Genomic DNA, 23,453 nt, shown 5'->3' with positions numbered 1-23,453 from the left:
GAACGGGCAGCCAGCCCGTTCCGCCCGAACCGCCTCCGCCGGTTCCGCCCCCTCTCGCAGCACCCGAGGCCCCGTTTCGGAACCGCTCCCGGCACGGTGCGCCCGTTCCCCCGCCGAACTCGCAACCGCAGGAGACACCCATGACGGTCACCGGACCCGCGGGCGGAACACCCGCCTTGCGCGACTCGTCGGTCCGCAGCCGGATCGGAGCCGTGTTCATCGCGCTCCTGGTCGCGATGGCCTCGTGGACCGTGCTCCCGGCGCCCGCCGCGCACGCCATCGGCAACAGTCAGTGGTCGATCGACCCGCTGGTCACCGACGCCAACAAGCAGAACGACCGGCGCTACTTCTTCCTGGACGGAGCCCCCGGGACCACGGTCTCGGACGTGGCCGTCCTCTCGAACACCTCCGACCACGACATGACGTTCAAGCTGTTCGGCTCGGACGCGTACAACACGCCGCGCGACGGCGCCTTCGGCATCAGGCAGATCACCGACCAGCAGACCGACGTCGGCCTGTGGCTCAAGGTGGCCGGCGGCCAGACCGAGGTCACGCTGAAGCCGAACCAGCAGGCGACCATCCCGTTCACGATCACGATCCCGCCGAACGCCCGCCCCGGCGACCACGCCGGCGCCATGACCGCGCTCAACACCGAGGTGTACAAGCGCGAGCAGAAGGGCGACTTCCGCGTCGACGAGCAGATGCAGATCGGCGCCCGCATCTACCTGCGGGTCGCGGGCGACGCGCTGCCCGGTGTCGAGGTCCGCGACGTGCGCGTCGAACGCAGCACCGGCTTCGGCGACTTCTTCGGCTCGGACAAGGCCGTCATCCACTACACGGTGGTCAACCGCGGCAACGTCATGATCACGCCGAGCTACGTGCTCAAGGCCGACGGCCTGTTCGGCAAGCTGCTGAACAAGACCAGCACCGCGCCCGAACCGCTGCTGCCCGGCCAGAGCGTCGAGCTCTCGCAGGTGTGGAACGACGCGCCGCTCATGGACCACGTCTCGGTGTCGGTGAAGGTCATCTCCCAGTCGAACGGCCAGAAGCTCGAGGACAGCGAGAGCACCAGCTACACGGCGGTGCCGTGGCCCGCGCTCGTGACCCTGGCGTTCCTGCTCGTCGTCGCCGGGTTCGCCTGGTCGTACCTGCGCAACCGCCGTGCCAAGGGCGGAAGTTCCGGTGGCGACGGGGCCAAGCCCAAGAAGCCCGACACGCCGGGCGACAACGCGGCCGACGAGCCGAACTCCCCCGCGAAGAAGGACAAGAAGCGCGGCGGTGCCGGAGGCGGCACGCCCCAGCAGGAGCCCACCGCCGACCCGGCGGGGGTCGGCGGCTGATGTCCTTCGCACCTCCCCGCTCCACACCTCCGGCGCGGTCGGCGGTCAGCCGACCGCGCCCGGGGGCGTTCTTGTGTGTGCTCGCGTTCCTCGGACTCGTGCTCGCCGCGCTCGCGGCGCCCGCCACGGCGGCGACCTCCGCTCCCAGCCCGAAGCCGTCCGCGTCCGACAACGGGACCGGGCCCGCATCGCTGTCCCTCGACCCCGGCAAGAGCAAGGCCGACGCGGTCGTCCGCGTCACCGGCGCCGGCTGGCCCAAGGGCGCGCTCGTGAACATCTCCGTGTGCGGTCAGAACGCCCTCGGCGGCACCCGTACTTGCGCGCTGCCGTCAGCCGTCCAGACGCCCGTCAGCGACGCCGGCATGATCAACGTGTCGCTCAAGGTCGCGCTGCCGCCCGTCCCGTGCCCGTGCGTGGTGCGGGCGGTCACGGTCACCGGCACCGACCAGCAGGACCACACCGCCCCGCTGGAGATCGAGGGCGCGCCGTTCGCCGCGCTGCCGGCGGACGTGAAAACGCCCGGCCGCCTGGTGTTCCTCACCAGCAAGATGACCGGCAAGGACACGTTGTTCACCTGGTTCGGGTCGCCGGTCAGCCGGCGGTTCGAGATCGAGGTCGGCAACATGGGCCAGAGCCCGATCGTCAACCCGCGGTTCAAGATCGCCACGTTCGAGGGCGTGTTCGCGCCGACCTGGTCGACGTGGGACTGGCAGGGCACGATCAACCCGGGCCAGCGCGTCACCGTCAAGATCCCGATCGAACTGGAGCCGCGCCAGCACGGCCAGTTCCGCTACCGCGTGATGTACGAGAACCAGGTCGTCGACGAGCAGGTGCTCAACGTCGGACGGCCTTGGGGCGTCTACCTGTTCGGCGGCCTCCTGATCGTCGTCGCCCCGATGACGGTGTGGCGGCTCGGCGTCTCGCTGGTGGGAGCCGTCCGCAGCAACCGCGAGGAACGCGCCATCGAGAAGGACCGCGCGGTCGGGCTGCCGGGAGGCTCGGTCATCAAGGAGGCGGCCGGCAAACGCGGCGGATCCGCGCCGGCGGAGACCCCGTCGCCCGCGACGGCTCCGGAGCCCGCGCGTGAGCCGGTGCTCGCGGTCGGCGGCGGGACACCGCGCCGTTCGGTCTCCGAGACCGTGGTCATCAGCGGTCCGTTGTTCTCCGAGTCGTCGGCCAAGCCGTCGCCCGCTTCGGACTCCCCTGCGGTGGACACCACTTCGTCCACCGCCGTGCCCGCGCCGCCGCCCGTCGCACCGCCCTCGCCCGAACCCGCGCCCGGACGCCGGGTCGTCAGACCCGAGGACGTCGCGCGCGGCCTCGCCTGGAACCCCGGCGAGGGAGACGATGCCTGATGTCGTACCGGCCCGGGCGGGGGACCGCGGCCTTGCTGGGGACGGCGTTCGCCGTCTGCGTCAGCACGCTGGTCCTGGCGACCTTCCTGCTCTTCCCGGCCGGCGGCTGTGCCGGGCCCGACTGCGGCGACGCGGCGGACCCGCAGGTCGAGTCGGTCGCGGAACCGCGGGACACCCCGGGGGTCATGCCGGAGACGCCGCCCCCCGCGCCGCCGCAGGCACCGCCCCCGAGCACGCCCGCCGCGCCGGGCCAGGACGGCACGTCGCTGGTCTACGACACCCGGGTCGTCCAGGCCGGCCCGGCGGACCCGGGCGGCATCCAGGTCGCCCCGGTCGGCGCCCGGATCCTCGCGGGCCCGTTCACCGTCCGGGAGACCGAGGCGTCGGGCGAGCCCAAGCTCGTCGTCATGCCGATGACCCGCACCGCCGTCGGAACGCTCCCGGCGCTGCTGGTCCAGGACTTCCGCGGCTCGCGGCTCGGCTGGTCGCTCACCGCGACCATGTCGGACTTCGCGACCACTCGTGGCGACAAGCTCGGCGCCGACGGACTGGACTGGCAGCCGCGCTGCGCCCCGCGCGACGGCGCGGGGCCGTACCCGAGCAAGGCGGTCCCCGGATCGCGCACCGACAAGAGCCGTACCGCACTGCTGTGTTCGACGCCGTCGGACCGAGAGGTGACGGGCGGGCAGTTCGAGGTCGGCGGCGACTTCTCGCTGCGGCTGCCGGCGTCGGGCGTCGTGCCCGGCTCCTACACGGCCACGCTGACCCTCACGCTCGTCTGACCCACCTCGGCGGAAAGGAGTAGGGAAACCGATGATCGCAAGGAGGACCGGGATCGCGCCCACGGTGGCAGCCGCCGCCGCGAGCGTGCTTCTCGCGTCGGGGGGACTGCTGGCATCGGCATTCACCGCGCAAGCCGCCGATGCGGACGGGCCGTTCGACCAGACGTACTCGTGCTCGTTCGCGGACGCGTCCCAGCCGGGCACCCAGGTGCCGTCGACGTTCACCACCCGGGTGGTCGTCAACGCGCCCGCGAACGCCGTCGCCGGCGTGGAGTTCACCGTGCGCGTGGCGGTCAGCTCCGACCTGGCGGTCACCGCGCGGCTCCAGTCGCCGCCGGCCCAGGTCGCGGTGACGCAGGGCCTGCGGATCCGGATGGCGCGGCAGGGCGCGGCCGACAAGACCGCGGACCTCCAGCCGCCCGCCGCACAGACGACCCCGCAGGCCGACGGACAGTACGCGGTGGCCGACGAGTTCACCGCCAAGGTGAAGCTGGGCGACGCGGGCACCTACCGCATCGCCCCGACCACCTTCTCCCTTTTCCTGTCCGAACCCTCCGGGGCTGGCGAGTTCGGTCGCATGCAGTGCTCCTCCGACCCGGGCGACCACGGCGCGACCGTCGTGGTGGCGCCCAAGGACGCGCCTACCAGCGCCTCGCCGAGTGAACAGCGCACTCTGCAGCAGGACGTGCAGGGCGGCGTGAAGGACGCGGGGACGGGCACGCCGACGCCCACCGCGACCGACACCGCGACGGCCACCACCGGCTCGTCGGGCACGAGTTCCGCTTCCGGCGGCGACCTCGCCCACACCGGCGGCGGCGGACCGGGCCTGACCGCCTTCGCGTTCTTCACGGCCTCCCTACTGATGGCGGGCCTGGCCGTGATCCTCGCCCTCCCGCACCGCCGCGGGCGCCGCGCCCAGACCTGACACCGCTTCACCGCTTCGCGATAACGGGGTCGCTCCACTTCGAGATTGGGACATCCAGCTCATGATGAGAGTCAGTAGGAGAACCGCCGCCTTCCTGGGGGCGGTGACAATCGCCGGGACGGCGGGCCTGACCGCCATCGCGTCCTCCGCGTACGCGGGCAGCGTGACGCGAGACGCTACGTGCGATGTACCCGTCATCGGCAAGAAGACGGGCCCCCAGACGATCAAGGTCGACTTCGACAAGACGACCGGGCCCGGGGGCGTCACCGTCACGGCCACCGTGGACCTCGGCCCGCCGCCCATCACCAGCCCGATGGCCTTCAAGGGCGCCAAGGCGCAGAGCACCCTGACGCTCAGCATGAGCGGCGCCGCGACCGGCACCGTCAGCCTGGCCGGCCCCGAGGTGACCCTGGACATCGCCGCCGACGTGCCGATCGACCCCGCGCCGTACACCGCGACCTTCACGATCCCGGCGGCGGCCGTGGGCGACATCCAGTTCACGCCGACCGGCACCGCCAACGTGACGGACCTCCCAGGGCTGGGCAAGCAGACCGCGCCGTGCACGTACGCGGGTGCCAACGGGGTCGTCGCCACGTTCACCGCCGACTCCCCGCCGGCCGGCGCCGTGACGCTCGACGTCCAGCCCGGCACCGTGGAGCCCGGCAACGAGATCACCCTCAGCGGCGCCGGCTGGCCCGCCGGGACGCCGACCGTCGAGCTGTGCGACGCGGCCGGCGCCAATTGCAAGGCGGACGGCTTCTCCGCCAAGTCCCCGTCGGTCGCGAACGGAACGCTGTCCGGCAAGGCGACCGTCGCCGCCGGCACGGCGGACGGCGACTACACGGTCAAGGTGAGCTCGGGCGACAAGAACAAGACCGCCCCGCTCAAGGTGAAGAAGGCGCCCGCGGCCGAGCCCAAGGTGGGGATCGACCCGTCCTCCGGCCCGGTCGGCACCAAGGTCAAGGTCAGCGGCAAGTCGTTCACCCCGAACGCGGACCTGATCGTGTTCGGCGCCGTCCCCGGCGCTGACGGCAAGGGCGACAAGTCCACCGACCCGGTCGTCCAGGTCAAGGCGGACGCCAAGGGTGAGATCAAGGACGTCGAGTTCGTGGTCAAGGACCCGAGCACGGTCGGCATCGGCGTCGCGGAGAAGAACAACACGGACCGCGCCGACGGCGCCGCCTTCACGGTGACCACGCCGCCCTCCGGCGAGAAGCCGATGGATCCGAGGCAGGTCGACGTCCAGTACGAGTGCAAGACCACGGTCACCGGCATCGACATCGACATCCCGGCGATGCAGACGACCGTGCCGATCAAGCTCACCGTTCCGGCGAACGCCGCGGGCGGCGACACGGTCGACGTCAAGGCGGAGATCCAGGGCAACGTGATCGGCAAGGCCCCGAGCATGGTGCCGGCGAACAGCAAGCTCTTCGTCACGCCGAAGCTCACCGTCGACGTCGTGCAGGGCACCGACACCTCGTCGTTCGAGGTGACCGAGCCCAAGCACGAGATCACCGTGAGCCCCGGTGACGACCTCACCACCGCGGGCGCGCTCACCGGCACCTTCAAGGTGTGGGGCGGCGGCATGTTCTCGTTCTCGCCGGGCACGCTGACCATCCAGACCGAGGTTCCGCTGGGCGGCCAGACGATCACCTCAATGACCAAGTGCACCGCCCAGAAGACCGATGTGTCGGCGCAGCTGCTCGCGTCCGGTGACAAGGGCACCCCGCCCCCGTCGGCGGAGTCCAGCGGCGGCACGTCCGCGACCGGCGGCGACCTGGCCAAGACCGGTTCCGGTGGGGACACCATCAGCGCGTTCGCGCTGGTCGCCGGCACCGCGGTGCTCGCGGCCGTCGGCACGCTGCTGCTGGTGCCGTACCGGCGTCGGCGGCTGCAGGCCCGCGGCTGAGGCGACGACGGGCAGGCGGGCGTGAGATGACGCCCAAGCGTTAGGCGGGTCCTCCCTCCGGAATCTCCCCGGAGGGAGGACCCTTCGCGTACTGTGCCCTGCGAAGACCGGCGCTCGGCAGCCACCGTAGAACCGATGAAGGGACCGCGATTTCCGATGGCTCGACGTATAGCGAGGGCCGGTTTCGTCCTGGGACTGACGTCGGCGAGCGTGGCCGCGTCGGTGATCGGCCTCGCGCCGACGGCGTACGCCGGGACGACGGTCCCCATGCAGGTGCACTGCGAACTGCCGCTTGAACAACCGGCGATCGAGGGCGAACAGCTGGTCACGCTGGACGGCCCCGCCGAGGCGGTGCGGCCCGGCGCCAAGGTGAAGATCCGCGTCACCCTCGGCCCCAACGCGGGCACCAGCCCGATCCCGTTCCCCGGCACGCTCCTCACACCGTCGATCGACCTGACGATGTCGGGCGGCGCGAGCGGCACGGTGCGCCTCCAGGGACCGCAGATGCGCGTCGACATCCCGGGCGCGCCCCACCAGATCGTGGTCCCGCCCTACGAGGGCGAACTGAGCATCCCCATAGAGGCGCGCGGCGACATCTCGCTGACCCCGGGGAAGATGGTCACCAACACGCAGACCTTCGGCGACCAGATCACCACGTGCTTCCCGACCTCCCCGGTCGGCGTCTCGACGGTCATCCGGATCACCGCGCAGGACGCCCCGCCGAACCCGGCGCAGGGCCCTGCGGGCACCAGCACCAGCCAGAGCCCCCAGGCCGCCGTGCCGGTGGCTCCGCAGTCGCCCCCGGCATTCGGCACCGCGACGGGCACCGGAGCCCCCGAACCGGAGCGCTCCAGCGCGACCCTGAAGGCGAGCGGCGCGGCATCGTCCTCGGACGGCGGCGGCATGTCCGGCGCCGCCCTGTTCGGCATCGGCGCGGGCGTCCTGGTCCTGGCGATGGCCGTCGTGACGATGCTCCTGTCGTGGCGCCGCCACACCGAGGACGACTGACCCGGACGAACCGGCGGGCGCGCAGCGCGGCCCGGTGACCACCGGCCCCGCGGCCTCCAGCGCCGCGGGGCGGCTTCCGGCTGCGCGTTTTCCGGCCTCCACAGGGCCCGTCGGGGGTGCTCGGGAGGCGATCGGGAGTGGACAGGTGGGGACAGGTACGGGACCAGCGGGCCCGTGGGTTCTACGATCGGGCACATGACCCGCGTACTGCTCGCAGAGGACGATGCCTCCATTTCCGAGCCCCTGGCACGCGCGCTGCGTCGTGAGGGCTACGACGTCGAGGTGCGTGAGGACGGACCGACGGCCCTGGAGTGTGCCGCGCAGAGCGGGGTGGACCTCCTGGTGCTCGACCTCGGTCTGCCCGGCATGGACGGACTGGAGGTCTGCAGACGACTGCGTGCCGAGGGCCACGGTTTCCCGGTCCTCGTGCTCACCGCACGCGCCGACGAGGTCGACACCGTCGTCGGGCTCGACGCCGGCGCCGACGACTACGTCACCAAGCCCTTCCGGCTGGCCGAGCTGCTGGCCCGCGTGCGGGCGCTGCTGCGCCGCGGCGCGGCCGAGGTCGGCCAGGGCGTGCACGGTGTCCGGATCGACGTCGACTCGCACCGCGCGTGGATCGGGGAGGAGGAACTCCAGCTCACCGCGAAGGAGTTCGATCTGCTCCGGGTCCTGGTGCGGGACGCCGGCCGGGTGGTGACGCGCGATCAGCTCATGCGCGAGGTGTGGGACACCACGTGGTGGAGCTCGACGAAGACCCTCGACATGCACATCTCCTGGCTGCGCAAGAAGCTCGGGGACGACGCCGGCAACCCCCGCTACATCACCACGGTGCGCGGCGTCGGCTTCCGCTTCGAGAAGAACTAGAGCGGACCGAAAGGAACCCGGAACGGCCGTATCCGTGCGCCGCAGGCTCATCAACACCACGCTGGGAGTGGTGCTCGTCGTCGTCGCCGTGCTGGGCATTCCCCTGGCGTTCGTCGAGACGCGCGCCATCGAGACGACCGCCCGGGACAACCTGAAGGCCGAGGCCTCACGGCTCCTGGAGATCGTCGACCTGCGCCTGTCGTCGGGCGACCAGCCGGACGTGGCGGTGCTGCAGCGCCAGGTGGCGGAGGGCCGCTACGCGACGGTGGCGATCCCGCAGCGGGCGCCGCTGCAGTTCGGCGACAAGCCGGGCGGCAAGACGTTCGAGGTGACGATGACGGGCCCGCAGGGCGAGACCGTCACCGTCGGCGAGTCGCGCGACCGCGTCACGCGCGACGTGCGCGAGTCGCTGCTGCTCATCCTCGGCGTGGCGCTCCTCGCGGTGGCCGCGGCGACGGCGCTCGCGGTGTGGCAGGCGCGCCGCCTGGCGCGTCCGCTGACCGATCTCGCGGAGACCGCCGAACGGCTCGGCTCGGGCGACCCGCGGCCGCGTCAGCGCCGGTACGACGTGCCGGAGCTGGACCGGGTGGCCGAGGTGCTGGACACCAGCGCCGAGCGCATCGCGCGCATGCTGACCGCGGAGCGCCGGCTCGCCGCCGACGCCTCGCACCAGCTGCGTACGCCGCTGACCGCGCTGTCGATGCGCCTCGAGGAGATCATCGTCACCGAGGACCCGGCGACCGTGAAGGAGGAGGCCGCGATCGCGCTGTCCCAGGTCGAGCGGCTCACCGAGGTGGTCGAGCGGCTGCTGACCAGCACCCGGCGCGGCGCGGCCGGGCGCGACCCGCGCACCGCTTCGGCGGTGACGGTGCGGGTGGACGACGTGGTGCGCCAGCAGGTCGACGAGTGGCGCCCGGCGATGGTGGGCGCCCACCGCGCGATCCGGGTCGCGGGGGAGGGCGGCCTGGAGGCCGTGGCGACGCCCGGGGCGCTCGCGCAGGTGCTCGCGACGCTGCTGGAGAACGCGCTCATGCACGGCGGCGGCACGGTGACCATCAGGACGCGCCGGACCGGCACGTCGGTGGTCGTCGAGGTCGAGGACGAGGGCGCCGGGGTCTCGGACGTGCTGGGCGCTCGGGTGTTCGAACGCGCGGTCAGCGGCCGCAACTCGACCGGTCTCGGCCTCGCCGTGGCCCGCGACCTCGCGGAAGCGGACGGCGGGCGCCTGGAGCTGCTCCAGCTGCGCCCGCCGGTGTTCGCGGTGTTCCTGGCGGCCAAGCCGGCCGACGACTGACCCGGGGCCGGGACGCGGCCCGGGAACGGGCCGGCGAGGGTCGGTCCGGCTAGGACCGTGTCCGGGTGGTCGACTCCTCGACCAGCTGCTCGGCCTCGCGGTCTATGTCGCGCGCGCGCGTCCCGGTGAACACCCACGTGCGGTAGGACCAGAACCGGAACAGCGTGCCGATCGGCAGGCCGATCGCGTAGTTGGCGATGTTGTTCGCCAGCAGGCTGGTGAAGCCCAGCGCGTAGTTCGAGACCGCGACGATGCCGGCGGTGATGCCCATGCCGACGCCGCTGAAGACCAGGAACAGCACCATCTCGCGCCGCCGGTCCTCGGAGCCCTTGTGGCGGTAGGCCCAGTACCGGTTGCCGAGGTAGTTCACGGCGATGGCGGCGGCGGTCGCGATGATCGTCGAGCGCACCGGCGCGAGGTCCAGGTGGTCGAGGCAGAGGTTGAGCACGACGACGTTCACGATCACGCCGAATCCACCCACCGCGCCGAACTTCAGCAGTTCGTGCACCAGGTGGCGGAAGCGCCCGTAGAACCCGCGGATCCCCGTCACGACTCACCGCCCGCGTTCGACATCGCGGGCGCGGTCGGGCGCGCCGGCTCCGGTTCCTTGTGCTTGAACACGAAGGTGCGGAACGCCCAGAAGCGGAACAGGGTCCCCAGGGCCATACCTACGATGTTGCCGGAAATGTTGTCGGCAAGCGGGCTGGTGTAGCCCATGACGTGGTTCGAGACGAACACGCAACCTGCCTGGATTCCCGCCGCGATGGCGCTGAGCAGGAAGAACATCGTGTACTCGCGGCCGACGCCGGTCCGCTCGCGGTGCCGGTAGGTCCAGTACCGGTTGCCGATGTAGGCGACTATGGTCGCCGGCACCGACGAGACGATCTTCGCGGTGACGCCGTCGAGGCCGAGGTACAGGCCGAGGTTGAAGACCGCCACGTCGACGACGTACGCGAGTCCGCCCGCGATCAGGAACTGGGCGACCTCGCCGCGCATGCGCGAGAGGCGGCCAGGACGCCGGGAAAGCTCAGGGGTGCCGCTCACCGGCGCCTCTGGCGGTACGTATGACTCACCCGACGAGGGTAGCCGCAATTCCGGGCGCCTCCCCCAAGCAGGGCACGGACCGGTTACACACTCTTGACCGTTTGGTGAACGGACCGCCCGGCCGCGGTTCCGGTTTGCCGGGTTGGCTGTGTTGTAAGGGCCGCGAGGCCGCGGCAGGCCGCGCCCCGGCGGCCGGATACCCTTGGTGCCCGTGACATACCCGATCGTCGGCATGGTCGGAGGCGGCCAGCTCGCCCGCATGACCCATCAGGCCGCTATTCCCCTCGGTGTCCGCTTCCGCGTGCTCGCGGCCGCCCCGGACGAGTCCGCCGCCCAGGTGGTCGGCGACGTCGTGCTCGGCGACGAGAAGGCGCTGGCCGACCTGCGCGAGTTCGCGCGCGGTGCCGCGGTCGTCACCTTCGACCACGAGCAGGTCCCCACGGACCACCTGCGCGCCCTCGAGGCCGACGGCGTCGCCGTGCGGCCCGGCCCGGACGCGCTCGTGCACGCGCAGGACAAGGGCGTCATGCGGGCCCGCCTCGCGGAGATCGGCGTGCCGTGCCCGCGGAACCGGATCGTGGCCGGCCCCGAGGACGTCGCGGCGTTCGCCGACGAGGTCGGCGGCTGGCCCGTGGTCCTCAAGACGGTGCGCGGCGGATACGACGGCAAGGGCGTGTGGGTCGTGCGGGGCCTCGAGGAGGCCGCCGCGCCGTTCCGGGCGGGTGTCCCGGTGCTCGCCGAGGAGAAGGTGGATTTCGTCCGCGAGCTGGCCGCCTGCGTGGTCCGCTCGCCGCACGGCCAGGCGGTCGCCTACCCGGTCGTGGAGAGCATCCAGGTCGACGGCATCTGCCACGAGGTCATCGCGCCCGCGCCGGACCTGCCGGAGGAGCGCGCCCTCGAGGCGCAGCGCATCGCCCTGGCGATCGCCGGCGAGCTCGGCGTGACCGGCCACCTGGCGGTCGAGCTGTTCGAGACGCGCGACGGCCGCATCCTGGTGAACGAGCTGGCGATGCGCCCGCACAACTCGGGCCACTGGACCATCGACGGCGCGGTGACCTCGCAGTTCGAGAACCACCTGCGGGCCGTCCTGGACCTGCCGCTCGGCGACCCCCGGGCGCGCGCCAAGTGGACCGTGATGGTCAACGTGCTCGGCGGCGACTACCCGGACATGTACCACGCGTACCTGCACGTCATGGCGCGCGACCCGGGCGTGAAGGTCCACATGTACGGCAAGGACGTCAAGCCCGGGCGCAAGGTCGGACACGTCACGGTGTCCGGCGACGACCTGGCCGACGTGCGCGAGCGCGCCGGCCACGCCGCGGCCTATCTGCGAGGGAGCATCACCGAATGAACAGCACGGAGGCGGCGCCGGTCGTCGGCATCGTCATGGGCTCGGACTCCGACTGGCCGGTCATGAAGGCCGCCGCCGAGGTCATGGACGAGTTCGGCATCGCCTACGAGGCCGACGTGGTCTCGGCGCACCGCATGCCGCAGGAGATGATCGCGTACGGCCAGGGCGCCGCCGGGCGCGGCCTGAAGGTCGTCATCGCGGGCGCGGGCGGCGCGGCGCACCTGCCGGGCATGCTGGCGTCGGTGACGCCGCTGCCGGTCATCGGCGTGCCGGTGCCGCTGAAGTACCTGGACGGCATGGACTCGCTGCTGTCGATCGTGCAGATGCCCGCGGGCGTCCCCGTCGCGACGGTGTCGGTCGCCGGCGCCCGTAACGCGGGCCTGCTGGCGGTGCGCATCCTGGCGGCGCACGAGCCGGCGCTGCGGGGGCGCATGGAGGAGTTCCAGGCCGACCTGAACGCGCAGGCCACCGAGAAGGGTCGCAAGCTGCGCGAGAGCCTCACCGAGGGCTGAGAGCCCGGAGGCACGGAGGAACTCACGCGGGCCCGCCTGGTGCGGGCCCGCGGTGCGTCAGACGACGCTGGTCAGCCCGATGCGCTGCAGGGCGACCGCGGCGCAGCGGTCCATGACCATGTCGAGACCGGCCGCCATGGTGCGCTCGTAGGCGTCCTCGTCGACGACGTCCAGCTGGAACCACACGGCTTTCGCGCCGACCTTCACCGCCTGGTCGGCGATGTCCCCGGCGAGCGTCGAGTTCACGAACACCTGTACGACATCGACCGGGAACGGGATGTCGGCCAGCGTCCGGTACCCGGGTTCGCCGTGCACCGTCTCGGCCTTCGGGTGCACCGGGACGATGCGCTTGTCCCACTGCTGCAGGTGGGCGGCGACCCCGTACGCCGCGCGGTGGGAGTTGGTGCTGAGGCCGACGACCGCCCACGTGCGCTGGGAGAGGATGCGCCGGATGGTCGCCTCGTCGCCGTACGGCATGCTGTGCCCCTCACGGTGTTGGGGTGTGTTGCGGGAGCGGCGCCTCAGGCGCCGATGAGCCGGGGCCATTCGATCGCGGGGCAGCGGTCGACGACGACCTGGAGCCCCTCCTCGAGGGCGAGCTTGATCGCGTCCTCGTTGACGACGCCGAGCTGGTACCAGATCGCCTTGGCGCCGACGGCCGCGGCCTGCGCCGTCACCTGTTCGGCCAAATGGGCGTTGACGAAGACGTCGACGACGTCGACCGGGAACGGGATGTCGGCGAGCGTCGGGTAGCCGGGCTCGCCGTGCACCGTCTCGGCCTTTGGATGCACCGGGACGATGCGCTTGTCGTGGCCTTTCAGGAATCCGGCGACACCCCAGGCGGGCCGGGCCATGTTCTGGCTCAGCCCGACCACGGCCCAGGTCTGATGGACGATCAGGAGGTCCCGGATCGCGGTGTCGTCGGTGATGACCCCGTCAGCGACATATGCCATGCGGCCAATCGTGCCCCGAGGACCGCCCGTCCACCACAGGACGGGGGGAGGTCAGGGCCGTCCGAGTGCGCGGAACGTCCAGCCCGCCGCCCGCCAGCGCACGGCGTCCAGCGCGTTCCGGCCGTCGATGATGTGCTTCTCGGCCACCACGTCGCCCAGCGCGACCGGGTCGATCTCGCGGAACTCGCGCCATTCGGTCAGATGGAGGACGACGTGCGCGCCGTGGGCGGCGCCGAAGGCGGTTTCCGCGTAGGCCAGCCCCGGGTACATCTTGCGGGCGTTGTCGGTCGCCTTGGGGTCGTAGACCGTCACCTCGCCGCCCTGCAGCTGCACCTGGGCGGCGACGTTGAGGGCCGGCGAGTCGCGGATGTCGTCGGACTCCGGCTTGAAGGCCGCGCCCAGCACCGCGACGCGGCGGCCGAGGAAGCCGCCGCCGCACGCCTCACGGGCCACGTCGACCATCTTGAAGCGGCGCCGCATGTTGATCGCGTCGACCTCGCGCAGGAACGTCAGCGCCTGGTCCACGCCCAGCTCGCCGGCCCGCGCCATGAACGCGCGGATGTCCTTGGGCAGGCAGCCGCCGCCGAAGCCGAGCCCGGCGTTGAGGAACAGGCCGCCGATCCGCGGGTCGTACGACAGCGCCTGCGACAGCTGGGTCACGTCGGCCCCGGCCGCCTCGCACACCTCGGCCATCGCGTTGATGAACGAGATCTTGGTCGAGAGGAAGGCGTTCGCCGACACCTTGACCAGCTCGCTGGTGGCGAAGTCGGTGACCAGGAACGGCACTCCGGCGCTGATCAGCGGCGCGTACACCTCGCGCAGCGCGGCCTCGGCGCGCTCGCTGCGGACACCCACGACCAGCCGGTCTGGGTGCAGCGTGTCGTTGATGGCGTGGCCCTCGCGCAGGAACTCGGGGTTCCAGGCCATCTCGGCGTCGGCCCCGACGGGCGCCTGCGCCTCCAGCCGCTCGGCGAGCCGGGCCGCGGTGCCGACCGGCACGGTGGACTTGCCGACCACGACGCAGGGCCGGGTCAGGTGCGGCGCGAGCGCGTCGATCGCGGCGTCGAGGTAGCTGGTGTCGGCGGCGAATTCACCCTTGCGCTGCGGCGTGCCGACACACACGAAGTGCACGTCGCCGAATTCGGCGGCCTCTTCGGCCGATGTGGTGAAGCGCAGCCGCCCGGACTCCAGGTGCGGCGCGAGCAGCTCCTCCAGGCCCGGCTCGTAGAACGGGAGCCGCCCGGACTGGAGGGCCGCGGCCTTGTCGGGGTCGACGTCGACACCGAGGACCTCGTACCCGAGCTCGGCCATGCACGCGGCGTGCGTCGCGCCGAGATAGCCGGTGCCGATCACGGTGATGCGGGGCGCGGGGGCCACACCGCCTCCAGACAGGGGTCTCTGCGCGGTCGAGCGCCGGTGCTCGAACGCGGGTCGTGCGTTCTCCACGGATGGTAGTCGCGATCCGTCCGGTCCACGGGCGCTCCGCTGGTCCGAATCGGCATAGAATCGGCTCACCTGATGTTTACCGGTGAGTAACAAAAGTCTCGACGTCAAGAGAGGCAGGCCGCACGTGGCAGGACGAGGCGACTTCGATCTGTTCCGCATCGGCGAGGAGCACGAGATGCTCCGCGACACCGTCCGCGCGCTCGCCGAGGCGAAGATCGCGCCCTTCGCGGCCGAGGTGGACGAGCAGGGCCGGTTCCCGCAGGAGGCGCTCGACGCGCTCACCGCGGCCGACCTGCACGCCGTGCACATCCCCGAGCAGTACGGCGGCGCCGGCGCGGACGCGCTGGCCACCGTCATAGTGATCGAGGAGGTCGCGCGTGTCTGCGCGTCCTCCTCGCTGATCCCCGCCGTCAACAAGCTCGGCTCGCTGCCGCTCGTGCTGTCGGCGTCCGAGGACCTGAAGAAGCAGTACCTGTCGCCCGTCGCGCGCGGCGAGGCGATGTTCTCCTACTGCCTCTCCGAGCCGGAGGCGGGCTCGGACGCCGCCTCGATGAAGACCCGCGCGGTCCGCGACGGCGACGACTACGTCCTCAACGGCGTCAAGCGCTGGATCACCAACGCCGGCGTGTCCGACTACTACACCGTCATGGCCGTCACCGACCCCGAGAAGCGCTCCAAGGGCATCTCGGCGTTCGTCGTCGAGAAGTCCGACGAGGGCGTCTCCTTCGGCGCGCCGGAGAAGAAGCTCGGCATCAAGGGCTCGCCGACCCGCGAGGTCTACCTCGACAACGTGCGCATCCCCGCCTCCCGGATGATCGGCGACGAGGGCACCGGCTTCGCGACCGCGATGGCCACCCTCGACCACACCCGCGTCACCATCGCCGCGCAGGCCCTCGGCATCGCCCAGGGCGCGCTCGACTACGCCAAGGGCTACGTCCAGGAGCGCAAGCAGTTCGGCAAGGCCATCGCCGACTTCCAGGGCATCCAGTTCATGCTCGCCGACATGGCGATGAAGCTGGAGGCCGCCCGCGCGCTGACCTACCAGGCCGCGGCCAAGTCCGAACGCGGTGACAACGACCTGACCTTCTTCGGCGCCGCCGCCAAGTGCTACGCGTCCGACGTCGCGATGGAGGTCACCATCGACGCCATCCAGCTCCTGGGCGGCTACGGCTACACCCGCGACTACCCGGTCGAGCGCATGATGCGCGACGCGAAGATCACCCAGATTTATGAGGGCACGAACCAGGTCCAGCGCATCGTCATGGCCCGCAACCTGCCGAAGTAAGCGGGTCGTCGGATCGGCTCAGCGGCCCCCGTGGACGGTTCGTCCGCGGGGGCCGCTGTGTCACGGGATCAACCGCAGATCCGGACCGGCGGCGACACCAGCTGCCGGTCCGTGTACCACGTGAACTGGGCGACGCCCACGATGTCGAAGCATCCGCCGCCGATCTTCTGGAGCGGCCCGTTGCAGTAGCGCCAGCCCTGGCCCGGCGCCTCCGCCGGACACGTGTTGCTGGTCGAACCGAAGGGGATCGCCACCGTCGTCGCGGGGTTCAGACGCGCGTCGGTCGATCCGTTGACGAAGATCGAGTACGGCACGACGTACGAGCCCGAGTATGTGAGACAGGCCATGATCGCGCTGTCCGGCGTCGGGTTGAACGCCTCGGAGCACACTGCGGAGCCCAGGTTGGTCCCATGAAGGCTCCATGCCTGCGCGGCCGCGCCGGCCTGGCCCTGCCCGGCGGCGATGAGTCCGACCGCTGCTCCGGCTGCGGCCAGTGCCTTGCTGATGACTCGCTTGTTCATGGTTGGCGATCCCTCCGTATCCAGGCGGCGACCGACGCTCCACCATGCGGACGGCGTGCCGCATTCGTGTGGTGCGCGTGGAGCCTGGCACGGGGTCCGGCGGAAATCCACCGATTCGGTTGGTCGGCACGTGTCGAGCTTTCAACATTCACAAACGGAATGCCTCAGGCGAGTTCGGTGCGGAGCCGGGTCAGGTGGTCGGCGGCCTTAGTGGCGCGGGTGGTGCGGCAGATCAGGAGGGCGTCGTCGAGGCGGGCGGCGGCGAGGGCCGGCATGTCGAGGACGTGGTGTTCGACGCGGGCGGCGAGTTCGACCATCTGCGCGTACTCGGACTCGAACCGCGGGAGCGTCAGTTCGAGGCGAGCGGCCGCGCGGTCGGCCACGCGAAGGGCCTCGTCGTCCTCGTCCGCGTTCCACAGGATCTGGGCGAGCTGCCATTCCGTCTGGACGCGCTCGTGCGCACGATCCAGGTCCTGGGTGTCGGCGGGAGCCGCGTCGAGGAGCGCGAAGGCCTCGTTGAAACGTGCGACCGCGGCCCGTACCAGCTCCGCGTGCTCGTCGGGCGCGCGCGACTCGCGGCCGTCGACGAGGTTCCACGCCGAGGCGCGCAGCATGCGCACGGCGTCACCGGTCAGGCCGAGCCCGCGCAGTTGGGCCAGTGCCGCGCCGAAGGCCGCCTCCGCCGCGTCGCGGCGCCCCGCGAGGCTCAGCGCGTGCGCGGCCTCCGACGCGATCTCCGCCCTGGTCTCCGGCGGGGCGTGCGTCTCGGCGAGTCCGGCCGCCAGCACGAGCTGTTCCGCGGCGGGCGCGGGCTCGCCGGTCCGGGCCAGGCCCGTGCCGAGCATCCAGTGCGCGCGCAGCGCGGTCGGCGGGTCCAGGTAGCGGTCGACGTCCGGCAGCAGCTCCTCCAGGTACGCCACGGCGTCCGCGACCCGGTCCTGGTGCCGTAGCCAGTTGGCCACCGTCAGGCGGCAGTTCGCGGCCATCGCCGGGTCGTCGGCGGTGTCGAACCAGTCGGCGGCCGCGCTCGCGCGGGTCATCGCGTCGTCGATCCGGTCCAGCGCGGACGCGCAGTTCGCCGCGTCGACCAGCAGTTGGCCGAGCGGGAACCGCGGGTCCGGGTACGCACGGGCGACCTCGACCGCCTCGGCGAAGGCGGGTTCGGCCTCGGCGACCCGCCCGTGCGACTGGAGGACGGAGCCGAGGGTGGCCAACGGGCCGAGGGCCGGCCACGGACGGTCGGCCGCACGCGCGACGGCGACGGCGGCGCGAAGGTGCTCGACGGCGTCGTCGTGCCGACCGCGCGCGAGGTCGGCCTGCGCGGCCATCTCCTCGGCCTCGATCTCCCGGTTCGGCAGGTCGTGTTCGCGTGCGGCCTCCCGGAGTTCGGTGCACAAGGCGTCGAGGCGGTCGAGCGCGTCGGCGCGGTCCGGACCGTTGTCCACCGGGACCGTGTTGACGGCCGCCGCGGCGGCGCAGGTGAGGATCACGAGGTACTCGCGAGCCGTGGCCTGCCGCGCGGCGAGCAGCGACGCGCCTTCCCTCCGAAGGAGGGCGAAGTCGGCGTGCATCGCGACGCGGTCGACCGGCGCGGCCGTGGTGGAGGGTGCGGTGGCGGCCGCGTCGGCCGCGACATGAGCGGTCGATCCCGTGGCGTCGACACCGCCCACCGGCTCGACGTCGACCAGCTCGTCGACGAACACCTCGTCGCTGTCGACGGATTCGCCGAGCGGAAGCGCATCGGCCAGCTCCGACTCGACCAGTTCCGCCTCCTCGACGGTCTGCTCCGCGTCCTCCGAGGCCGCCCGGTGACGTTGGACGAGCGCGGCCACGAGCCGGGCGTACTGCGCGCGCGCCTCCGCGGCCAAGGCCCTGCCGGGCAGACGCGCGGCGCGGAACCGGGCCGCCGCCTCGTCGTACGCCCGGGCCGCGCCGGCGCGGTCGCCCTCCGTCGCCAGGTCGTGCGCCCGCCGGGTCGCGCGATGCCCGAGGTCCTCCTCGGTGGACGGGACTCGCCCTTCGTCGAGTGCGGCGAAGTACCGCTGCCACGCCCGCGAGGCGTCAGGGTGGCCACGCTCGTCCAAGGACTCGGCGCGGGCCTTGAGGTCGGCCGGAATGGTGGGCTCCGCCGACGAGGACTCCTCGTCGGAGGCCGGGCCGACCGCGGGCGCCGCCTCCGGCACCGGACCCGTCGGCGCGGGGATCACCGACCGCAGCCCCAACCGCAACGAGCCGATCAGCGGCGCCCGTTCGAGGCGTTCGCGGGTGCGTGTGGTGACCGCGTCGGTGCCGTTGCGGGCGTCGAACCGGGCGGTGATGCCGGCGATCTCGGCCTCGCAGCGCGCGAGGAGCGCGCCCGCCGTCCCGTCCGTGCCCGGTACGTCGGCCACCGGCACGTCGCCCCGCCCGAGCGCCGCCAGGCGCCGCAGCAGGACCGTCGCGCCCTCCAGGTAGCCGAGGTGGTCCAGCAGGTCGCTGTGCGGCGCGGCGAGCCACGCGCGGTGCTCGGCGAGGATCTCGACGCCGCGGCCCTCGTTGCCGGTCAGCGCGCAGAACTCGATGTGCTCGGCGACGGTGTCGTAGGTGCTCACCTTGCCCCGCACCAGCCGGTATCCCCGCAGGTGGTGCGAGCGTGCCTCGTCGGTCCGGCCCAGTCGTAGAAGCGGGATCATCGACGTGGAGAGCGTGAGCTGCGGCTCCTCGGCACAGGTGCGCGACCCCGCGAGGGTCGGCGCGAACAGCTCCAGCGCGCCCGCGTCGTCGCTCTGCCGGACGAGCCAGCGGCCCTGTTCGCGGCGCTCGCACGCGTCGCAGTCGCTGAGCGTGTCCCGGTCGGCGGCCAGCCACGCCGCGAACCGGCGCCGGGCCTCGTCGTCGTCGCCGACGTGCCGGGCCAGGTAGAAGGCGCTCTGGTGGACGGGCCGCAGGCTGTGGCCCGCGGCCCGGTAGCGGCGTTCCATCTCCGCCTGGTAGCCGCGGATCGTCGCGAGCGGCACCTCCGGCACGGCCATCAGCGACGAGGTGATCCACTTCAGGTGCCAGAACAGGCTGTGCGTGAGCCGCTCGTCGAAAGCTCCGGGCCGTTCGTCGTACAGCCGCAGCAGACGGGACATCGCGACCGGGCCCTTGGGGGACTCGCCGCCGTAGTTGTACGACTTGATGAGGTGGACGAGCGCCCACGCGGTCAGGTCGTCGCGCCCGAGGCGTTCGGCGGTGCCGACGAGGGCTTCGGAACGGGCGCTGCGGGCCGTTCCGTACGGCTCGTCGTCGGTCTCCCAGAGCGCGTTCCAGAAACGGTTCTCGTCCCGGATGTCGTCGTACATGCCTGGTGCCCCCGTCACTTGTCTTCGGTCGCCGGCTCGTGCAGGGCGCGTTCCAGCAGCCCGAGGAACGAGCGGTTGAGCAGCGCGCCCTCGGCGGCCGTCATCGGGCGGCGGCTCATCAACAGCGCCTGCCCGTAAAGCCCTTCGACGCCGGTGCGGGCGAGGCCCGGGTCGGACACCGAGGTCATCCGGCGGACGAGCGGGTTGAGGTGGTTGAGCACGAGCCGGGCGCGCGGCGCGCCGCCGCGCAGCGAGCCGAGGATGCCCGCCCACAGGTCGTCGCCGGCCGCGGTCGCGTCGGACTCGGCCTGGGCGCGCGTGCGTTCGTTGCGCTCGTCGCGTCCGTCGAGCAGCAGCGCCGGGACGGTCACCGGGTGGAACGCGCGCAACGACGCGTCGCACGAGAGCGGTTCGAGGACGCCGCGGGCCAGCGCGAGGAAGGGCCCGGCGGCGAGTTCGACCGACGGGTCGACGGAGTCGAGGTGCGCCGTGACGGTGTCCGGGTCCAGCCGGTCGACGACCGTGCCGGGCCGCAGTACCGGCAGCCTGCGCACGAGGTCGGCGTCGTACGTGTAGCCGCCGTTGACGACGCCGAGCCCGGCGGCCGCCGCGATCGGCGCGATCTGCCGGAACTCCTCGACGGTGTCCGTCAGATGGATGACCGCGTGACGGCGCGCGAACTCCTCCAGGCCGACCTGGCCGTCGGTGGTGTCGAACGGCAGCCACGGCAGCATCAGCGCCAGGAGTTCGTCGTCGTGCCGGGCCATCGCCTTGACGCCGAGGTGGTGCACCCGCAGGAAGTCCCGCAGCCGCTCCGGTTCGCTCGCCGCCAGCCCCGTGAGCCAGTCGCGGAGGCGCACGCCGAGCGCGTCGCGGACGGCGGCCAGCGCCTCGTCGTCGTACAGGTTCTCGCGGGACGCGGTCGGCCGCAGCGCCTCGGTGTCGACGGCGCAGCGCACGAAGAACGCCCAGTCCGGGAGCAGCGCGTCGGCGGTCTCGGTGAGCAGCATGCCCTTGAGGTGGACGCGGTGCCGGCCGCGCATGGCCGGGCTGACCGCGCTCGGCAGCACGAACGCGGCCCCGCGCACGCCGGCGAGCGGCACGTCCAGGTCGATGACGTCCAGCGGGACGAAGCCGAGCGTCTCGTCGCAGTAGCGGGACAGCGCGGCGCGGCGGGCGTCCGGGGTGGCGAACGGCCGGTCCCACACGGCGGGTGTGTCGGTGACGGGCAGGGTGCGGCCGGTGGCGGCGTCCGTGACCGTGATGTCGTACGGCAGCAGCGCCCCGAAGTCGCGGGCGAGTTCGACGACGCGGTCGGGCGCGAACCAGTCCTCGGAGCCGCGCCGCGGCGCGAGCAGCACCGTGGTGCCGGGCTCGGGCCGCGCGTCGTCGGGCAGCACGCGCACGGTGTAGCGGCCGTCGGCGCCCGCGCGCCACTCGACGGGCGGGGCGTCCGGCGCGGTCGCGGAGCGCGTCACCACGGTGATCTCGTCGGCGACCACGAAGCAGGCCAGCAGCCCGATGCCGAACTGGCCGAGGTACTCACGGCGCGCGGTCTCCAGGGCGTCGCGCTTGGAGCTGCGGCCGATGGTCGCGAGGAAGCGGTGCACGTCCGCCTCGGTCAGCCCGACGCCGGTGTCCTCGACGCGCAGCCCGCCGTCGGCCGCGGTCAGCCGGATCGCCGCGGGAGCCCCGGGGTCGGCGGCCTGCCGCGCGGTGATGGCGTCGACGCCGTTCTGCAGCAGTTCGCGCAGGTACACCCGAGGGCTCGAGTACAGGTGGTGGGACAGCAGGTCGACGAGGCCGCGCAGGTCGACCTGGAAGGTGTGGTCGGCGGCGGTGCGCGGGGCGTTCTCCACGGCGTCGGGCATGCTCGTGATGATGTCCGACACGGCGACGGCGGGGCCACCCAATAGCGGCCCCGCCGAAGCGAAGTGCGTTGCGTCACACCGGGACGCGGCGGTGCGGTTACCGGGGAGCCGGCTTGCCCGCCCGCAGTGCGTCGAAGAGGGCCTTCATCTTGGCGTCGTCCAGCTGGAGTCCGCAGTTGCTCGCCGACGGGTAGCAGGAACGGCTCTTGACCGGCGCGGTGATGGTGCCGCCCTCGCTGTCCGAGACCCCGCCCATCGACTTGAACAGGTCGTAGATGTCGAACAGGCCCGCGTCGTCGTCGACGATGAGCGCGCCGAGCCCCGCGTCGGCCAACGGGAACGACTTGAACGGGTTGAGGATCACCGACGTCGACTTGGCCTCCTTGGCCACCGCCGCGAGGAACTTCTGCTGGTTGCCCATGCGGGCGAAGTCGGACTCGGCCGGGTTGTAGTAGCGCGACCGCACGAACGCGAGCGCCTCCGGGCCGTTCAGCGTCTGGCAGCCCGCCTTCAGGTCGGCGCCCGACTTGGGGTCCTTGACGTCGGAGTCCAGGCAGATGTTCACGCCGTCGAGCGCGTCCACGATGTCGACGAACCCGGCGAAGCCCAGCTCGGCGTAGTGGTCCAGCCGCATGCCGGTGACCTGCTCGACGGTGCGCGCCAGCAGCGGCGCGCCGCCCAGCTCGAACGCCGCGTTGATCTTGTCCTTGTGCGCCTTCATCTGCTTGCCGTCGCGCGTCGTGTACGCGGGGATCTCCACGTACGAGTCGCGCGGGATGCTGATGAGCGACGTACCGCCGTCGCCCTTGTGCAGCAGCATGATCGAGTCGGTGCGCTTGCCCTCGGCGCTGCCGGTGTGCAGCTTCTGCTTGTCGTCCTTCGACAGGCCCTCGCGGCTGTCGGAGCCGACGATCAGCCACGTCGTGCCCGCGGTCGAGGCGGGGCGGCCCTGGTAGTCCTTGAGCACGTCCTCGTGCTGGATCTTCGAGTCCAGCCAGAAGTACGTGAACGTCACGAACGCGAGCACCAGCGCCAGGAACACCGCGGTGCCGATGAGGATGCGCTTCTTCCAGTTCGGCTTGCGTCCCGGCGGGCGCGGGCCCTCGCCCTCACCCGGGCCGCCCGGGCCCGAAGGCCCGTCCGGGCCCTGCGGCCTCGGCTCGGTCCGCGGCGGGACGACGGCCGGCCCCGCGGCCTGGCGCGCGGCCTCCGCGGGCGGGGGCTGCGTCGGATAGCCGGACGCCTGCTGCCCCGGCACGCCCGAACGGCCCGGCATGACCTGCGTCGGCTGGGCGTCCGGCGACGCCGGCGACGGGGCGCTGTGCGGACGCGGCGGCACACCGCCGGCGCCGGGCGCGGCCGGCGGCGCGCCGGGGGCCGGGAGTGTCCCGGCCGGGCGGTCCGGCGTGGTTCCGGGCGGCGGTATCGGGCGGCCGAAGCGGTCCCGCGGCAGCACGGAAGTCGGCTCGCCGGCGGGCGGGTCGCCCGCGTCGTCGCGGGGCGGCCCGCCTCGGCGCGCGTCGTCCTCGGCCCAACCGGGCGGCCATGAGTTCATGGCTTAGAACCTGCCATCGGCGCGCGCCGTCGGGCAAACGCTGTACGGGACTCGGACGCATCTGTGTCCCGGTTGGTACGCGCCGTCACCCATGGTGACGGCGCGTGCGCCT

At 72.4% G+C, this 23,453-nt stretch carries 20 protein-coding genes; 11 read left to right on the top strand and 9 right to left on the bottom strand.

The annotated features are described in order from the left end of the window. Nucleotides 1-140 precede the first annotated feature (140 nt). The 8 genes from QI554_RS39805 (at nt 141) to QI554_RS39770 (ending at nt 9,480) form a co-directional block, all read left to right on the top strand. Nucleotides 141-1,340 carry a WxL protein peptidoglycan domain-containing protein gene (locus QI554_RS39805; protein ID WP_281477608.1) on the top strand — a complete coding sequence of 400 codons (1,200 nt, stop codon included), beginning with the start codon at nt 141-143 and terminating at the stop codon, nt 1,338-1,340. A gap of 77 nt (nt 1,341-1,417) precedes the next feature. Beyond that, nucleotides 1,418-2,695 (top strand): hypothetical protein, encoded by a 1,278-nt coding sequence (locus tag QI554_RS39800; protein ID WP_281477606.1) that lies wholly within the window; start codon nt 1,418-1,420, stop codon nt 2,693-2,695. After that, nucleotides 2,695-3,477 carry a hypothetical protein gene (locus QI554_RS39795; RefSeq protein WP_281477603.1) on the top strand — a complete coding sequence of 261 codons (783 nt, stop codon included), beginning with the start codon at nt 2,695-2,697 and terminating at the stop codon, nt 3,475-3,477. The genes QI554_RS39800 and QI554_RS39795 overlap by 1 nt, the downstream gene beginning before the upstream one ends. Nucleotides 3,478-3,508: 31 nt before the next feature. Then, complete coding sequence (locus QI554_RS39790; protein WP_281477601.1) at nt 3,509-4,402, top strand: hypothetical protein; 894 nt, start codon at nt 3,509-3,511, stop codon at nt 4,400-4,402. 103 nt (nt 4,403-4,505) lie between these two features. Next, nucleotides 4,506-6,311 carry a hypothetical protein gene (locus QI554_RS39785; protein WP_281477598.1) on the top strand — a complete coding sequence of 602 codons (1,806 nt, stop codon included), beginning with the start codon at nt 4,506-4,508 and terminating at the stop codon, nt 6,309-6,311. A 156-nt stretch (nt 6,312-6,467) separates the two neighbouring features. Further along, nucleotides 6,468-7,319: a hypothetical protein gene (locus QI554_RS39780; protein WP_281477596.1), complete on the top strand. Its 852-nt coding sequence runs from the start codon at nt 6,468-6,470 to the stop codon at nt 7,317-7,319. Nucleotides 7,320-7,514: 195 nt separating this feature from the next. Beyond that, the gene (locus QI554_RS39775) at nt 7,515-8,186 is read left to right on the top strand and encodes a response regulator transcription factor (protein WP_281477594.1); all 672 of its coding nucleotides are present in this window, start codon (nt 7,515-7,517) and stop codon (nt 8,184-8,186) included. A 34-nt stretch (nt 8,187-8,220) separates the two neighbouring features. Beyond that, a complete protein-coding gene (locus QI554_RS39770) occupies nt 8,221-9,480 on the top strand; it encodes an ATP-binding protein (RefSeq protein ID WP_281477592.1) in 1,260 nt (419 codons plus the stop codon). Between the two features lie 49 nt (nt 9,481-9,529). Here QI554_RS39770 and QI554_RS39765 read toward each other — a convergent pair whose 3' ends face one another. Both QI554_RS39765 and QI554_RS39760 read right to left on the bottom strand, forming a co-directional pair. Further along, the gene (locus tag QI554_RS39765; RefSeq protein WP_281477590.1) at nt 9,530-10,030 is read right to left on the bottom strand and encodes a GtrA family protein; all 501 of its coding nucleotides are present in this window, start codon (nt 10,028-10,030) and stop codon (nt 9,530-9,532) included. Then, on the bottom strand, nt 10,027-10,476 hold the full coding sequence (locus QI554_RS39760; RefSeq protein WP_281477589.1) for a GtrA family protein: 450 nt from the start codon (nt 10,474-10,476) through the stop codon (nt 10,027-10,029). Before QI554_RS39760 ends, QI554_RS39765 begins: the two co-directional genes overlap by 4 nt. Nucleotides 10,477-10,735: 259 nt before the next feature. On the opposite strand from QI554_RS39760, the gene QI554_RS39755 reads away from it, so the two are divergent. Both QI554_RS39755 and purE read left to right on the top strand, forming a co-directional pair. Beyond that, a complete protein-coding gene (locus tag QI554_RS39755; RefSeq protein ID WP_281477588.1) occupies nt 10,736-11,875 on the top strand; it encodes a 5-(carboxyamino)imidazole ribonucleotide synthase in 1,140 nt (379 codons plus the stop codon). After that, complete coding sequence (gene purE / locus QI554_RS39750) at nt 11,872-12,387, top strand: 5-(carboxyamino)imidazole ribonucleotide mutase (RefSeq protein WP_281477587.1); 516 nt, start codon at nt 11,872-11,874, stop codon at nt 12,385-12,387. The genes QI554_RS39755 and purE overlap by 4 nt, the downstream gene beginning before the upstream one ends. Nucleotides 12,388-12,444: 57 nt before the next feature. Here purE and QI554_RS39745 read toward each other — a convergent pair whose 3' ends face one another. From QI554_RS39745 to QI554_RS39735, 3 genes are read right to left on the bottom strand one after another with little or no spacing between them, the layout of a single operon-like run. Then, nucleotides 12,445-12,864, bottom strand: a complete 420-nt coding sequence (locus QI554_RS39745) for a CoA-binding protein (RefSeq protein WP_281477586.1) — start codon at nt 12,862-12,864, stop codon at nt 12,445-12,447. A gap of 44 nt (nt 12,865-12,908) precedes the next feature. Continuing rightward, entirely contained in the window at nt 12,909-13,340 is a 432-nt protein-coding gene (locus QI554_RS39740) for a CoA-binding protein (protein WP_281477584.1), read from the bottom strand. A gap of 51 nt (nt 13,341-13,391) precedes the next feature. Beyond that, the gene (locus QI554_RS39735; protein WP_281477582.1) at nt 13,392-14,717 is read right to left on the bottom strand and encodes a UDP-glucose dehydrogenase family protein; all 1,326 of its coding nucleotides are present in this window, start codon (nt 14,715-14,717) and stop codon (nt 13,392-13,394) included. A 193-nt stretch (nt 14,718-14,910) separates the two neighbouring features. Between QI554_RS39735 and QI554_RS39730 the strand changes: the two genes are divergently transcribed. Next, nucleotides 14,911-16,071, top strand: a complete 1,161-nt coding sequence (locus QI554_RS39730) for an acyl-CoA dehydrogenase (RefSeq protein WP_281477580.1) — start codon at nt 14,911-14,913, stop codon at nt 16,069-16,071. Nucleotides 16,072-16,139: 68 nt separating this feature from the next. Here QI554_RS39730 and QI554_RS39725 read toward each other — a convergent pair whose 3' ends face one another. The 4 genes from QI554_RS39725 to QI554_RS39710 form a co-directional block, all read right to left on the bottom strand. Beyond that, nucleotides 16,140-16,592, bottom strand: coding sequence for a hypothetical protein (locus QI554_RS39725; protein WP_281477578.1), 453 nt, complete (start codon nt 16,590-16,592; stop codon nt 16,140-16,142). 164 nt (nt 16,593-16,756) lie between these two features. Further along, complete coding sequence (locus QI554_RS39720) at nt 16,757-19,915, bottom strand: hypothetical protein (protein ID WP_281477576.1); 3,159 nt, start codon at nt 19,913-19,915, stop codon at nt 16,757-16,759. A gap of 14 nt (nt 19,916-19,929) precedes the next feature. Beyond that, nucleotides 19,930-21,786 carry an HSP90 family protein gene (locus QI554_RS39715; protein ID WP_281477575.1) on the bottom strand — a complete coding sequence of 619 codons (1,857 nt, stop codon included), beginning with the start codon at nt 21,784-21,786 and terminating at the stop codon, nt 19,930-19,932. A 97-nt stretch (nt 21,787-21,883) separates the two neighbouring features. Beyond that, nucleotides 21,884-23,341, bottom strand: coding sequence for an LCP family protein (locus tag QI554_RS39710; protein WP_281477573.1), 1,458 nt, complete (start codon nt 23,339-23,341; stop codon nt 21,884-21,886). Nucleotides 23,342-23,453 lie beyond the last annotated feature (112 nt).

This window comes from Yinghuangia seranimata (assembly GCF_029953285.1).
In the GTDB taxonomy this organism is placed as follows: Bacteria; Actinomycetota; Actinomycetes; order Streptomycetales; family Streptomycetaceae; genus Yinghuangia; species Yinghuangia seranimata.
The sequence above is the reverse complement of the archived record's forward strand: the minus strand, read 5'-3'. Positions and strand labels throughout refer to the sequence as shown.

What these genes read in the sequence shown, in the direction of transcription:
- QI554_RS39725 (WP_281477578.1), bottom strand. Translation starts at nt 16,592, where the DNA reads ATGAACAAGCGAGTCATCAGCAAGGCACTGGCCGCAGCCGGAGCAGCG.
- purE (WP_281477587.1), top strand. Translation starts at nt 11,872, where the DNA reads ATGAACAGCACGGAGGCGGCGCCGGTCGTCGGCATCGTCATGGGCTCG.
- QI554_RS39795 (WP_281477603.1), top strand. Translation starts at nt 2,695, where the DNA reads ATGTCGTACCGGCCCGGGCGGGGGACCGCGGCCTTGCTGGGGACGGCG.
- QI554_RS39745 (WP_281477586.1), bottom strand. Translation starts at nt 12,864, where the DNA reads ATGCCGTACGGCGACGAGGCGACCATCCGGCGCATCCTCTCCCAGCGC.
- QI554_RS39775 (WP_281477594.1), top strand. Translation starts at nt 7,515, where the DNA reads ATGACCCGCGTACTGCTCGCAGAGGACGATGCCTCCATTTCCGAGCCC.
- QI554_RS39805 (WP_281477608.1), top strand. Translation starts at nt 141, where the DNA reads ATGACGGTCACCGGACCCGCGGGCGGAACACCCGCCTTGCGCGACTCG.
- QI554_RS39740 (WP_281477584.1), bottom strand. Translation starts at nt 13,340, where the DNA reads ATGGCATATGTCGCTGACGGGGTCATCACCGACGACACCGCGATCCGG.
- QI554_RS39710 (WP_281477573.1), bottom strand. Translation starts at nt 23,341, where the DNA reads ATGAACTCATGGCCGCCCGGTTGGGCCGAGGACGACGCGCGCCGAGGC.
- QI554_RS39760 (WP_281477589.1), bottom strand. Translation starts at nt 10,476, where the DNA reads ATGCGCGGCGAGGTCGCCCAGTTCCTGATCGCGGGCGGACTCGCGTAC.
- QI554_RS39790 (WP_281477601.1), top strand. Translation starts at nt 3,509, where the DNA reads ATGATCGCAAGGAGGACCGGGATCGCGCCCACGGTGGCAGCCGCCGCC.
- QI554_RS39720 (WP_281477576.1), bottom strand. Translation starts at nt 19,915, where the DNA reads ATGTACGACGACATCCGGGACGAGAACCGTTTCTGGAACGCGCTCTGG.
- QI554_RS39780 (WP_281477596.1), top strand. Translation starts at nt 6,468, where the DNA reads ATGGCTCGACGTATAGCGAGGGCCGGTTTCGTCCTGGGACTGACGTCG.
- QI554_RS39715 (WP_281477575.1), bottom strand. Translation starts at nt 21,786, where the DNA reads ATGCCCGACGCCGTGGAGAACGCCCCGCGCACCGCCGCCGACCACACC.